Origin of the sequence: Chryseobacterium culicis (genome assembly GCF_002979755.1) — a bacterium.
GTDB classification, from domain to species: Bacteria; Bacteroidota; Bacteroidia; order Flavobacteriales; family Weeksellaceae; genus Chryseobacterium; species Chryseobacterium culicis_A.
Genome location: NZ_PCPP01000002.1, coordinates 15,584 through 28,738, shown reverse-complemented (window position 1 = coordinate 28,738; position 13,155 = coordinate 15,584). Strand labels below are relative to the sequence as shown.

8 protein-coding genes are annotated in these 13,155 nt (G+C 38.0%); 2 read left to right on the top strand and 6 right to left on the bottom strand.

Features of this window, described 5'->3' with window-relative positions; genetic code table 11:
* Nucleotides 1-52 precede the first annotated feature (52 nt).
* Nucleotides 53-1,129, bottom strand: coding sequence for a phosphatidylinositol-specific phospholipase C1-like protein (locus tag CQ022_RS13105; protein WP_105682822.1), 1,077 nt, complete (start codon nucleotides 1,127-1,129; stop codon nucleotides 53-55).
* Nucleotides 1,130-1,459: 330 nt separating this feature from the next.
* Between CQ022_RS13105 and CQ022_RS13100 the strand changes: the two genes are divergently transcribed.
* Entirely contained in the window at nucleotides 1,460-4,504 is a 3,045-nt protein-coding gene (locus tag CQ022_RS13100; RefSeq protein ID WP_105682821.1) for a SusC/RagA family TonB-linked outer membrane protein, read from the top strand.
* 13 nt (nucleotides 4,505-4,517) lie between these two features.
* Nucleotides 4,518-6,278: a RagB/SusD family nutrient uptake outer membrane protein gene (locus tag CQ022_RS13095; RefSeq protein ID WP_105682820.1), complete on the top strand. Its 1,761-nt coding sequence runs from the start codon at nucleotides 4,518-4,520 to the stop codon at nucleotides 6,276-6,278.
* Between the two features lie 198 nt (nucleotides 6,279-6,476).
* On the opposite strand, the gene msrA is transcribed toward CQ022_RS13095, so the two are convergent.
* The 5 genes from msrA to CQ022_RS13070 form a co-directional block, all read right to left on the bottom strand.
* Entirely contained in the window at nucleotides 6,477-7,031 is a 555-nt protein-coding gene (gene msrA, locus CQ022_RS13090; protein ID WP_105682819.1) for a peptide-methionine (S)-S-oxide reductase MsrA, read from the bottom strand.
* Nucleotides 7,032-7,488: 457 nt separating this feature from the next.
* On the bottom strand, nucleotides 7,489-8,457 hold the full coding sequence (locus tag CQ022_RS13085) for an ROK family protein (protein ID WP_105682818.1): 969 nt from the start codon (nucleotides 8,455-8,457) through the stop codon (nucleotides 7,489-7,491).
* 79 nt (nucleotides 8,458-8,536) lie between these two features.
* Complete coding sequence (locus CQ022_RS13080; RefSeq protein ID WP_105682817.1) at nucleotides 8,537-9,748, bottom strand: PepSY-associated TM helix domain-containing protein; 1,212 nt, start codon at nucleotides 9,746-9,748, stop codon at nucleotides 8,537-8,539.
* A gap of 51 nt (nucleotides 9,749-9,799) precedes the next feature.
* Nucleotides 9,800-11,914: a TonB-dependent receptor gene (locus tag CQ022_RS13075; protein WP_105682816.1), complete on the bottom strand. Its 2,115-nt coding sequence runs from the start codon at nucleotides 11,912-11,914 to the stop codon at nucleotides 9,800-9,802.
* On the bottom strand, nucleotides 11,914-13,113 hold the full coding sequence (locus CQ022_RS13070; RefSeq protein ID WP_105682815.1) for a PepSY-associated TM helix domain-containing protein: 1,200 nt from the start codon (nucleotides 13,111-13,113) through the stop codon (nucleotides 11,914-11,916). Before CQ022_RS13070 ends, CQ022_RS13075 begins: the two co-directional genes overlap by 1 nt.
* Between the last annotated feature and the right edge of the window lie 42 nt (nucleotides 13,114-13,155).

Sequence of the window (13,155 nt, the reverse complement as noted above, 5' to 3'; positions counted from 1 at the left end):
GCTGCCCCTTAAGACAGCCTCCTCAATTATAAATCTAATAGCAAAAACAGGACTATTTTCCTGTTACAGGATTCTTTCTTTCATAGGTGTTATTATCAAAACTTACCTTATAATTGGATTTGAATAGCTTGCTGGGATAATAATAGTCTGTTGTAATGATTTGAGCACCACTTTCTTTGGCTTTCTCAAACCTTGAATAGTCTTCATTTCGGGCTTCCATGGTATCAGCATCAGCTCGGGTGCGGATGATATATCCTTTTTTTACCAGATCTTTTATCATCGCATCATCCTTCTTGGGTTCATTCATAAACAAAACTGCCGCCTCAGGAGTTCCGGGAACAGAATTCGTAAAAATCATTCTTCCTTTCAACGAAGGATGATCTTTAGCATATAAGTCTCTGTTTTCTCCATTATTATCCAGTACGAAAAGGAATTTCCCTTTTACCTCTTTTACTTTTGGCCAGTTTTTGTTTAGAGCAGCTTCGTTCAATGTTGTATAAGAGCCACGAATATCATCCGGTGTAATTATCTTGTCTTTTCCCAGATATTTTTTCAGTTCATGATCCAGATCGTCAAAGAGTTTCGATGTGTAGTGTTCCGGTTCGGTTCCAAATTGATTGGCTTTTCCATCTTTGGGCTCAAGCGTTATAAAAACAGGATCGTGATCAGGATGTTGATCAGACCATTTTTTCAAATCCTTTAAACAGTCTTCTAAGGTATAATACCACGTCTGATAATCAATATCTGTCACATGAATCATCTTGTAACCTGGTTTTTTCATTTTGCCTTCCGGATCAAAAGGTTCAGAGGTTTTTACCAGATCCAGAATTTTCGGATGGGCATATTTTCCTCCCTGGCTGTCTGCATACACATCAATTTCCAGATTTCTAAGTCCCAGATCCAGTTGCTGGGGAATAGGAATATGCTCATACTGAATCCTTGGTAAAACGTTCAGCGTATCTTTTTGAGATAAATAATGATACACTTCGGGAAGAATGGCTTTTTTATAAGAATTATGAGAGCCAATAACCTGGATTTCATTGATTTTTAACTCATTGAGATGCTGTGATTGTGCCCAAAATAAGTTGAAAGAAGATAAACAGATACCAAGAAAAACAGCCTTTTTCATTTCGATACATTTTGAATACGAAATTACTCACTCTTTGCAGGAGATGATTTATATATTATGTTAAGTAATTTTTAAAATTCTGTGAATGTTGGAAAAATACACGTGTGTAAACGGTTGATATTTAGTTAATTTCTATTCTCTCAAATTGAGATATTTATATTTTGTTGACTTTAAGATAATATTATGTTAAAATAGATTTGTGGGAGATCCTTTTACTTTGTATGCCGAAATAAAAACTAACCGTTGCCTGAAAAGAAAACCACTGTTGCGGGAACAACAGCGGCTTTTTGATAAGCAATGTAACGTCTTGCAATTACTTTACTTATTGATATGTACCACAAAATTAATTTTTTTAAGTTTAAAAAGCTAATTCCGATTGCATTAATTTTTTTGGTGACAAGCCAAGCTGATGCCAAAGGATTTACTTCCAACTATCCTGTCTTTTCGCAGGTAAACGAAACCATTTCCGGAACGGTGACGGATCAGAAAGGAGCTGCTGTTGAAGGCGCAAAAATCACAGTTGTAGAAACCGGAGAAAATGCTTCTACTGATGCATCGGGAAACTTTACCATTTCAGCCAGCATCGGACAAACCTTGTCTGTTTCTTATGAAGGATATGGAATCCAGATGGTGAAAATCTCCAGTACTTCAGTTGCTGTACAATTAGAAACTAAAAAAGAATCAACATCCATCGAAGAAGTAACACTGGTAGGATATGGTTCCCAGAAGAAATCTGATTTAACAGGAGCCGTAAGCCAGCTAAAAGCTGAGAATTTCAAAGAAGGAATGAACATTTCCGTTGACAACCTGATGCAGGGGAAAATTGCGGGTGTCCGTATTGTCCAGTCGAGTGGAGAGCCGGGAGCCGGAGTAAATGTGTCCATCAGAGGGATCGGTTCTATCCGAAGCGGGAGTACTCCTTTATTTGTTGTAGATGGAGTTCCTTTGAGTAACGATGCCGTAAGTGCTACAGGCCCGAATATCGGGTTAGGAAATGCGCAGGCCAAGAACCCGTTAAACTTTTTAAATACCAGTGATATTGAATCTATTACGGTTTTGAAAGATGCTTCAGCTGCTGCAATCTACGGGGCAAGAGGTTCAAACGGTGTTGTTTTGGTAACAACGAAAAGAGGAAGAAAAGGAGAACCATTGTTTACCTATGATACGTATTTAGGTTTTTCTTCAGTGATTAAAAAATTAGACCTGATGACTGCTGATGAATATAGGTCTGCAGGAATCAACAAATTATACGACCATGGGGGAAATACAGACTGGCAGGATGAAATCTTCAGAAATGCAGTCTCTTCCAATCATTCAGTATCTTTTTCAAAATCTACGGAAACCGGAAATTATTTTGCGTCCATTTCTCACATGGATCAGGATGGTATCATTCTGAACAGTGGTTTTAAAAGAACAACGGCCCGTTTGAATGCAGAAGAATCATTTTTTGATAATAAAAGATTAAAAATTAAACTTAATCTTACGGCAAGTGACATCAAAGAAACGGGAATCCCGAACGGAGCCAATGCAGGTTCTGACGGTCAGGTGATTATCCATGCTTTGATGGCGAATCCTACGCGTTCCGTGTATGATCAAAACGGAAATTATACCAACTTTAATATGAATGCTCATTACAATCCTTTGTATCTGCTGAGTGTTTATAGCGATAAAACCAATACTTTCAGAGTATTAGGGAATACAGAAGCCACATTGAGAATCTTACCCGGATTGAATTATAAGTTCAATTTAGGAATTGATAAAACAATGTCTGAGAGAAATACAACGATGTACCCAAACATTACGGACAGAACTCCGAAAGGAATGTATGTTCAGGCAAATCTTGATTCTTATAATGTATTGTTGGAACATTACTTAACCTACGATCTTAGTTTAAATAAACATAATTTCAGCTTGTTAGGTGGTTTCTCCTATCAGAAATTCAAAACTACAGGAACTTATTTCGGGGTGAAAAATATTGCGAATCAGGGAGCTGGAATTCCACCGGAAATTAATCCCGGATATTCTGGTGAAGCTTTTATTCCGGCAGCAGGATATGCTCAGGAGAATGAATTACAATCTTATTTCGGAAGAGTAAACTATAATTTTGATAAAAAATACTTACTAACGGCTTCATTGAGAGCTGATGGTTCTACCCGTTTTGGTCAAAACAACAAATACGGGTATTTCCCTTCTGTTGCAGTAGGCTGGACGGTTTCTAATGAAAATTTCCTGAAAGATTCTCAGATCATCAATGAATTAAAATTAAGAGGAAGCTGGGGACAAACCGGTAACCAGGAAGTTCCGAATAAAATCACTCAGGCAAGCTCTTCACTGTCACCATCCGGAGGATATTATTTGTATGAGAATCTGAATCTGATTAATGGAGTTGTGATCAACAGAACCCCTAATCCTGATCTGAAATGGGAAGTGGTGGAGCAGACCAATATTGGAGCAGACTTTAGCTTATGGAGAAACAAGTTGTACGGATCATTGGAATATTACAACAAAATAACCAAAGACCCGATTCTGAATATTCCTTCCAGACCGTTAAGCCCTACAAGTACAGTATGGAAAAATGTAGATGCAAAGATTGTTAATAAAGGATTTGAATTCTCTTTAGGTTCAGAAATTATCAAAACACAAAACTTTACCTGGAACTTTGATGTCAACGGAGCAACAGTGAGTAACGTGGTAAAAGATCTTCCGGTTTCTGCTATCTATTCGGGAGAAGTATCAGGGCCTGGACTTTCAGGAGTTACTGCTAATATTTACAGAAACGGCTATGAAGCAGGATCTTTCTATATGTTGAATTATTTGGGAGTAGATGCCAACGGAAAATATATCTATGAAGATGTAAATGCTGATGGAAGAATTGATCAGAATGACAGAAAGATCTTTGAAGGAGCGATTCCGAATTTCACTTTCGGGATTAATTCTTATATGAAATACAAGAAGTTTGATTTCTCATTCTCTTTCATTGGGCAAACGGGTGGTTACCTGGTGAATAATACTGCGTTGGATTTAAATATCAACAACTTAGCGTCAGACAGAAACGTATTGAAAAACTTCTACGAATCCGGAGCCAACTTTACCAATCAGCCTCAATTATCATCCCTTTATCTTGAAAAATCAGATTTTATACGATTGAATAATGTAAGATTGGGATACACTTTCGATACCAGCCAGCTGAAGTTTTTGAGAAGTATCAATCTTTATGTAAGCGCACAAAACCTGTTGACCCTTACAAGCTATTCCGGTTATGATCCATTGGTGGATACGAACAAACAGGTGAGTGGAAATCAGTCTCTGGGAATCGACTATACAACCTATCCGTCTGCCAAGACTTTCATTTTGGGAGCTACTGTTAAATTTTAATTGAAAAGAAATCATGAAATCTAAATTTTTAAATATAAATACCCTTATTTTATCCTTTGCTGTACTGTCTTTAATGGGATGTACCAATCTGGATGAAAAAGTAATTGATGAGGTTTTGGGCTCTGAAACGGCAGACCCTGAAGCGGCTCTTGCTGCTGCATACGGGCAGCTGGGAGACGGAACTTTTGTAGATCACGGAAATGTTTTTGCTTTACAGGAATATTCTACTGATGAAGCTTTATTACCCACAAGAGGAAGTGACTGGGGTGATGGAGGAAAATGGAGAGCCATGCACGAATTCACATGGGATGCAAGCAATGATGTCGTAAAAACAACCTGGAATTCTCTGAACTTTGGGATTACAAAGTCCCTGACGGCCATCTCAAGTATTGAAAAAAGCAACAGTACCAACAGAGCCTTATTTTTAGCAGAAGCAAAAGGATTATTAGCCTATTATACTTATACCACAATTGATCTTTTCGGGCAGGCTCCTTACAGAGATCCGGGGAATATTAATGCTCCTATTCAGATCCGAAAAGCAGAAACTACCATTGATGCTTTGATTACTGAAGTGGAAGGACTTATTCCCAATCTGGCAGATATTAAAACCCAGAATACCCACGCCGGAAGATTTACCAAACAGGCAGCGTATGCATTTCTTGCAGATATGTACCTGAACAGGGCTGTTTTGAAGAATAAAACGGCAGGATCATTCAACTTTTTGGAGCAGGCGGTGAGTGGCTCCGGAACAGATATGGATAAAGTAATTGAATATTCCAATTTATTGATTAACAATCCGAATTTCAGTCTGGAATCCAATTATTTCCACAATTTTGATATCAATAATGATACAAGTAAGGAGATGATTTTCTCTATCGTTCAGAAGAAAAATACAGATAAAGCTTCAGATAATGACCTGGCATATATGTCTATGGAAAGAATTCAGAAGCCATCCCCTGATAACAGAGGAACCAATGCATCATGTATTACCCCGGAATTTTATTATTCATGGAACGGAAATCATGATGATCCACGTTTTCAGAGATCTTACCAGTATGCGGATGGGACATGGTTCAGAAATGACGGAACAGATGTAAGTGTACCTTCATCCAGTAAAGTAGAAGGTACAGGAAAACCATGGTTTCATTTCAACAGAGGGCTGCAGGTGGGACAGCAATATGGGCCTAAGATTCTTGCAGACGGAAACTTTGATATGACTTCAGACGGAAGGATTAAAGTGTATAAATTATTTACGGAAAAAAATACAACACTTGCCGCCGACTTCACTCCTGAGCTGAATTTTGATAACCCTTCTGAATCTGTATTTACTCAGGCTCAGATCAACAGAGGAGTAAGAAACTTTAAGTTTGAATTCGATCCGGGATATGGAAATAACGGAACAAGCGGAATGGATGTACCCTTGTATAGGTTAGGAACCATCTATATGATGAGAGCAGAAGCTTACTTAAGAAGTGGAAATATATCCGCTGCGTTGGCAGATGTGAATAAGCTGAGAACAAGCAGAACGAATGATGCTCTAAAGAACAATGCTCCGGGAGTTGCCATTGCTTCTTTGGATGAGAATACACTGTTTAAAGAATCAGGATATGAGCTGTATTGGGAAATGTACAGAAGAAAAGCCATGATCCGATTCAAGAAGTTTGATTTACCGGGAACAGCCAAATCTGCTTCTCTGCCATACAGAAGGATTTTTCCGATTCCTCAGGCAACCATTGATGCCTCAAAAGATTTTACCCAAAATCCAGGATATTAGTTTCTTTATATAAACAATTTTTGTGCAAACAAGAAGCGAAGAGATTCCCTCTTCGCTTCTGTTATTTTTATATGGGTTTGTAAATATCCTGCTAAAATTCTGATAATAATGTTAAACATCAATAGGAACGGGCTTTAGCCCGTTTAACAAAATATCTAACATTCATCTGGCTTTAGCCGAAACTTACAATATCACGTTTTACTCTGCATTCAACATTCCCAGTTCCCCGAAATGCTTTTTAAACTTCTGAATTTTAGGACCTACTACAGCACTGCAATAAGGTTGTGTAGGGTTCTCATTGTAATATCCCTGATGATATTGTTCTGCCGGCCAGAATTTGTCGAATGGGGTTAATTCTGTTACATACGTTCCAGCCCATCTTCCTGATTCCTGAGACACTTTAATAGCTTCCTCAGCCTTTGCTTTCTCAGCAGCATCTTTATAATAAATAACAGAACGGTATTGGGTTCCGATATCATTCCCCTGTCTGTTTAATTGGGTAGGATCATGAAGGAAGAAAAATACGTCCATCAACTGTTCATAAGAAATAATTGCCGGATCATACGTGATTTGTACCACTTCTGCATGTCCTGTTTCTCCTGTACAAACTTCCTGATAAGTAGGATTGTCTTTATGCCCTCCTGAATATCCTGAAATAGCAGACTGTACCCCTTTCAGCATATTGAAACAGCTTTCTACACACCAGAAACATCCGCCACCGAAAGTAATCTGGTCTAAATTATTGTTGTCCATTTTTGGTAATTATATTGTTTTATTATTTTTTCCAGATCCGGAAAAAGCTGATCAAAAGTATGAAAAACTTTTTCATTTGAACATGATTTTACCGCTTAAACTCAAATTACAATGATAGATGTGACAAATTACTTTTAAACACAAATAACACGAATGATTTCACAAATGAACACAAGAAAATGCAGCATAATCATCTGTGAAATATACGATGACAGAGATAATATCAACAGTCTTTTAAAGCATGTAGTATTAGCATTGTCATGCTGAGCTAAGTCGAAGCATCTCAATTAGGATGAATTATATTAACCCATTTTAATTTTAAACACAAATAACACCAATGTTTCACAAATGGCACAAGGAAAATATAACCCAATCCTCTGTGAAAATCTGCGAAATCTGTGGGAAAAAGAAAAGCACCCTACAAAAGGATGCTTTATATTATTAAAAAAGGTTTCAGTTATTTTTCCCAAACCAAAGCACTTGCGCCAAGAATAGCAGCGTCTGCTTCGTCAAGTTCACTGAATACCAGTTTTACTTTATTTCTGAAAATCGGAAGAAGGTTTCTTTCCATATGAAGTTTAGCTGGCTTTAAGATAAAGTCTCCCGCTTTGATCACTCCTCCAAATAGAAGAATAGCTTCAGGGGAAGAGAACATTACAAAATTGGCTATTGCCTCACCCAGCTTCTGACCTGTATATCTGAAAACCTCAATAGCAATCGGGTCTTCTTTGATCGCACATTCATATACTGTTTTAGAATTGATCTCGTCTTCAGGATATTGGTTCAGCATAGATTCCGGAAATTCGGCTCTCATTTTCTTTGCTGTAATGGTAATTCCTGTGGCAGATGCATAGGCTTCCAGACTTCCTTCAGAACCTGTGCTCCAGTGCTTTCTTCCGCCAGGTTTTACAATCGTATGTCCTAATTCTCCGGCAAACCCGTCATGTCCATAGATTAAGCTTCCATTAGCGATAATTCCACTGCCTACTCCTGTTCCCAGGGTAATCATGATAAAATCCTTCATTCCTCTTGCTGCTCCGAAAAGCATTTCTCCCAGCGCTGCAGCATTGGCATCATTGGTCACTGTACAAGGCAGATTGAATTTTGCCGTCATCAGCTCAGCGAAAGGAATTACGCCTTTCCATGGAAGGTTAGGGGCAAGTTCTATGGTTCCTTTGTAATAGTTTGCATTGGGAGCGCCTACTCCGATTCCGTCAAAGTGTGCTTCAGTACCATACTTCTCCATCATTGGACGAACATGTTCATATAAAGCATCGATGAAATCTTCTACTTTTTCATAGGCATCAGTTCTCAGATTTCCTTTATCCAGAACTTCCCCACGGTGGTTTACGATTCCGAATTTAGTATTGGTTCCGCCGATGTCAACTCCAAGGGCAACTTGTTTTGATAAATCTATTAATGACATTTCTATTATTAAATTCTAAGGGCTAAAATTATAAAAAAGATTGTATTAATGGATTATTAACTGGGTTTTATTTAATACTTTAAGCTGTTTTTATTGGTTTTTTCTTTTTTCTTCCCCACCAGATCATAAATCCGGTAACCGGAAGAGAGGCACAGATAATACTTACAATAAAAGCAATAATCTTGGTAGGAAGTCCTAAAATAGCTCCTACGTGGATATCATAATTGGCACTTACTACTTTTTCCCCAAAATTTTTGTCTTTTGGATCATGAGTATGAAGAAGCTCTCCTGAGTTTTCATCAAAGATCAAGCTGCTGCTTTTATGATAAGAATAAGAAAGATGTTTCACGTACACTTCAAAGTTAGGATGTTCGTGATCATCCATGTGTGGATGGCCTAAATCTATGGCAAAACCATAGGAGTCAGGGTATTTTTCCGTTACGGTATTAATGATTTTATCCAGTGTTCCTTCTGTTCTTAGCTCGATGGGAGCTTTTGTTTTAATGTGGGAAAAATCCGGATACTTTGTTTCCCCACCGGAAAATATCACATAGATCATAGCCTGCACTACAAAGAATGCATAAAATAACCCGGTAATAGAGAAGATTAAAGCGAATATGGAAGCATAAAAACCTAAGACATTATGAAGGTCATAATTCTTTCGTTTCCAGCTTTTGATATTTTTCCATTTGAAGGCAAAACGTTGTTTTCTTGCTGCTTTGTTCTTTGGCCACCATAGGATAATCCCGGAGATCAGCATAATGATAAAAATGATAACAGGAATTCCTACTACGTAGGTTCCCCAGTCCTGTTTCAAAAGGTAGCTCCAGTGGATCATTTTTACGATATTGAAGAATCCGTTTTTCTCATCATAAATTCTCAGTACTTTCCCTGTGTAGGGGTTTACATAAGCTTGTTTATAGATAGGGAACTCATCAAAATAATTCCAGGCATCAGTATTATGTTCATACCAGAAGAACATATAGGACATCTTTTTGTCAATAGGAACATTTACCCAGTGAATCGGATATTTTTCCTTCACCTGTTCTGCGACAGCTTTTTCCATCACTCTGATTGGAAGTACCTGTTTGTGCTCAATATTTTGTTCCTGATGGTAGATGACATCTTTTCGGGTGATGTTTTCCACTTCATCCTTAAAAACGTACAATGCTCCGGTAATAGAGATAATAAAGATCAGAAATCCTATTCCCAATCCGAACCAAAGATGCAGCTTGGCAGACCATTTTTTGATAAAGCCCGGTTTCTTTTTATGATGATGGTTTTTCTTCATATAGCAGTAAAAAGTAAAGCAAAGATATGCTTTACTTTTTATTTAGTTTAATTAAAATTTGTACTCAATCATGAATGTTCCTCTCAATCCAAGAGCATTTGTGAAGTCACTGTCTCTTGCGGTCCACCATGAAATGGCAGGCTGGTACACTTTGTTGAATAGGTTTTCAATACCTAATGACAGTCTCCAGTTGTTGCTAACTTCATAACTTGATTTGAAGTTGAAAACAGTATATTCAGGAACATATCCTTCACCATATGCAAACAATCCTGTTTTCGCATTAGGCTCGAATCTGTTTTGCTGGAAAGAGTGAAGCATATCAAGACCAATCGATAGAGTAGGGATAGGTCTCGCCTGAACATAGGCTAATACTTTAGGGGCAGAAATTCTGCTGTTGTTGATCTTTGCAGAGTAATCACCGTCATCTTTTATGGAAGTGATCCCTTCCATCCAGCTATAGCTTCCCCCAAACTGAATCCATTTTGTAGGGGTGAAGTGTAAAAATCCTTCAACACCGTATACAATTTCAGGAGATCTCTGAATCATCAATGCTCTGTCCGGACTTTGTACGAATGATGCTCCCAGTTTAGAGGTACTCACGTAAGAAGTTAATTCATAGTTAAGCCAGCTGGAAAGCTGTCCTGTAGCACCCAATTCGTAATTGTTTACAATAATTGGTTTTGTTTCCAGATTTTTAATCGTTTCGGAAGTTGAGGTTCTCAGAATTCTTCCTAATTCATTGATAGAGTAAGCCTGAGAGAAGCTTCCGAAAAGGTTGATATAAGGCTCAATATTATAACGGACACCAATATTTCCTACCAAAGCATTATAGCTCAGTTTTCCACCGGCTACAGGAATACTTTTGGTGAAAGTTCCGTCACTTTTAAGGGTAGAAAGGGTATTGAAATCATCTACATTTACTTTGATGTTTTCATAACGAAGTCCTCCTTTGATGGTTAATTTTTTGAAGAGATCAATTTTTGCCAATACGAAAGGAGCAATATTGGTCATATTCATATTGGGAGTCCAGAAACGTCCGTCTTCCAGTTTTTGTACCGTTTCATCATTCAGAATATCAGCTCCGTAGATAATTTCTCCCTGAGAGTTTGCTGAGTTCCAAAGTTGGGTATCCAAATTGAATCTGGCTCCTGCTTTTTTTGAAATCACATTAGACTGTCCGCCATTGAAAAAGGTATCGCTGTATCCGTAAACAGTTTTGAAATCCTGATAATAAAGATTGATATTTAACGAGGTTCCTGCAAACAGGTTTTTATTGTCATAGCTCACTCTGATGTTATGGTTTTTCGGAGTTCCCTGAGGCGTTGTTTCCAGTCCTTTTCCAATTCCTTCACCAATGGTAGGGGTGATGCCGTATTTTCCTGTTTTAAGTCCTACGTTCAGGTCTGATCTTGAAGAATAACCAATGTAAGAAGCTTCAATTCTTTGATTCTCATTGATATCATACCCTATTTTCAATAAGCCATTGTAATTGTCCATCTTGGCAATACTATAAGTAGGGCTTATCAAAACGCCGTCTCCGTCTTTTGTATATCCTGTTCTTTCGTAGGCTAATGAAAGGGTATAATCAAATTTCTTGATTTTCCCAGTTAAAAGCTGGCTGGCTCTTACTCCTAACGTACCACCGTAAGGCTGCCCGGTAAAGCCAATCTGTGAAATTCCTGAGATCTTTTTATCTGTTTTGTTTCTTTTTGTAATATAATTGATAATCCCACCATCTGCTCCGTTTCCATAGATGGAAGATGCTCCTTTGATGACTTCAATTCTTTCGATGGCCGAAGGATCAATAGTCCTTAAGTCTCTGGCTCCGTTACGAAGTGGAGTAGACTGTGGAATTCCATCAATCAAAACCAAAACCTGACGTCCTCTTAAGGTCTGTCCCGTGTTGGAAGTCTGTCCGGAATTCGTTCCTAAACTGGGAACCGTATACTGCAGGATGCTTGTAATATCTGAGTTAACAGTCAGCTGAGACTGAATCTGCTTTTCTCCCACTACGGTAATAGAGCTTGGAACCTCTTTTATGTTTTCCTTTTTTCGGGAGGCAGTCATAACAACCTCATCCACATTTTTGGTTTGTAAAGTATCTTTTACCTGGGCAAAAACGGTAGTAGTTCCTAAGCAGGCAGCTGATAAAAGCGCTTTTTTCATTATATTTTCTTTCCTTTTTTCTTTCTTTTTCCCCACCAAACCAGAAATCCGGTTACAGGGAGTGATGTACACGTAAGGCCGGCGATAAACCAAATGATCTTTCCAATGATTCCGAAGTAGGATCCGGTATGGATATCATAATTGGCGTTGGAATATTTCTCGGCGGTATTGAGTTTGTGATGAGGTTTGTTGGTCAGTAGTTTTCCTGAGTATTTGTCGAAGTTCAGGATGTTTCTTTCACTGTATCTTCCATCCAGTCCGTAAACTGTTACCGGAAGGTTTTTCAGTTCTTTTCCTTTTTTATTCTTTCCATTTAAAGTAATTCTGAAGCTGGATGATTTTGCATACAGTTTTTCAGTCTGTGCTGCAGCGAGATCAAAAACAGCTTCATTCTTTGCCATCAATGAGTCTGGAGATTTTCTTTCCTTTTCTTTTGGAAGTTCCCATGAGCCGGATAAGGCGAAAGTAAACGTATTTTTTACATAGGGATAGGCAAAATAAAGCCCCGTTACACTTAGAAGAAGAGCAATAAACGATGCATAGAATCCCAGAATATTATGAAGATCGTAGTTTTTACGTTTCCAGTTTTTTACATTTTCCCAATTGAACCAGAAACGTCCTTTTCTGGCGTTTTTATTTTTAGGCCACCATAAAATGATTCCTGTAATCAGCATAATGATAAAAAGGACGGTTGGAATTCCTACCGTATATGGTCCCCATTCTGAGTTGAGCAGAAGTCCCCAGTGGAGATATTTCAGAATACTGAATACATCATATTTCTCATTATATACTGCAAGGATTTCTCCGGTATACTGATTTACATAAACCAGTTTGTTGATGCGCACCTGCTGAAAATAGTTCCATCCCTTTTTGCTTTTGTCATAGTATTCAAACTGATAGGACTTGGCTTTGTCCAAAGGAATTTCTACAGCGCTTACAGGATATTTTTCATTAAGTTCTAAGGATACTTTTTCACGAAGCAGATTGATAGACAATGGTTTTTTCCCAATATCCTCTTTCTTCAGGTAAATAGCTTCTTTACGTAGGCTATTTTGTATTTCGTCCTTAAAAACATATAAAGTCCCTGAAAGAGAGACTATAAATACAATGATGCCAACAGACAGGCCAAACCACAGATGGAGTTTTGCGGACCACTTTTTTGAAGAAGCTTTCTTTGTATGGTGATGCTTTTTTTTCATAGCAAAAAGTTAACCCCATGAGGGGCTAACCTTTGATTTTTT

Bases quoted from the DNA above. Each gene is read 5' to 3' on its own strand.
- CQ022_RS13080 (WP_105682817.1), bottom strand. From the start codon at position 9,748: ATGAAGAAAAACCATCATCATAAAAAGAAACCGGGCTTTATCAAAAAA.
- CQ022_RS13070 (WP_105682815.1), bottom strand. From the start codon at position 13,113: ATGAAAAAAAAGCATCACCATACAAAGAAAGCTTCTTCAAAAAAGTGG.
- CQ022_RS13095 (WP_105682820.1), top strand. From the start codon at position 4,518: ATGAAATCTAAATTTTTAAATATAAATACCCTTATTTTATCCTTTGCT.
- CQ022_RS13105 (WP_105682822.1), bottom strand. From the start codon at position 1,129: ATGAAAAAGGCTGTTTTTCTTGGTATCTGTTTATCTTCTTTCAACTTA.
- msrA (WP_105682819.1), bottom strand. From the start codon at position 7,031: ATGGACAACAATAATTTAGACCAGATTACTTTCGGTGGCGGATGTTTC.
- CQ022_RS13075 (WP_105682816.1), bottom strand. From the start codon at position 11,914: ATGAAAAAAGCGCTTTTATCAGCTGCCTGCTTAGGAACTACTACCGTT.
- CQ022_RS13100 (WP_105682821.1), top strand. From the start codon at position 1,460: ATGTACCACAAAATTAATTTTTTTAAGTTTAAAAAGCTAATTCCGATT.
- CQ022_RS13085 (WP_105682818.1), bottom strand. From the start codon at position 8,457: ATGTCATTAATAGATTTATCAAAACAAGTTGCCCTTGGAGTTGACATC.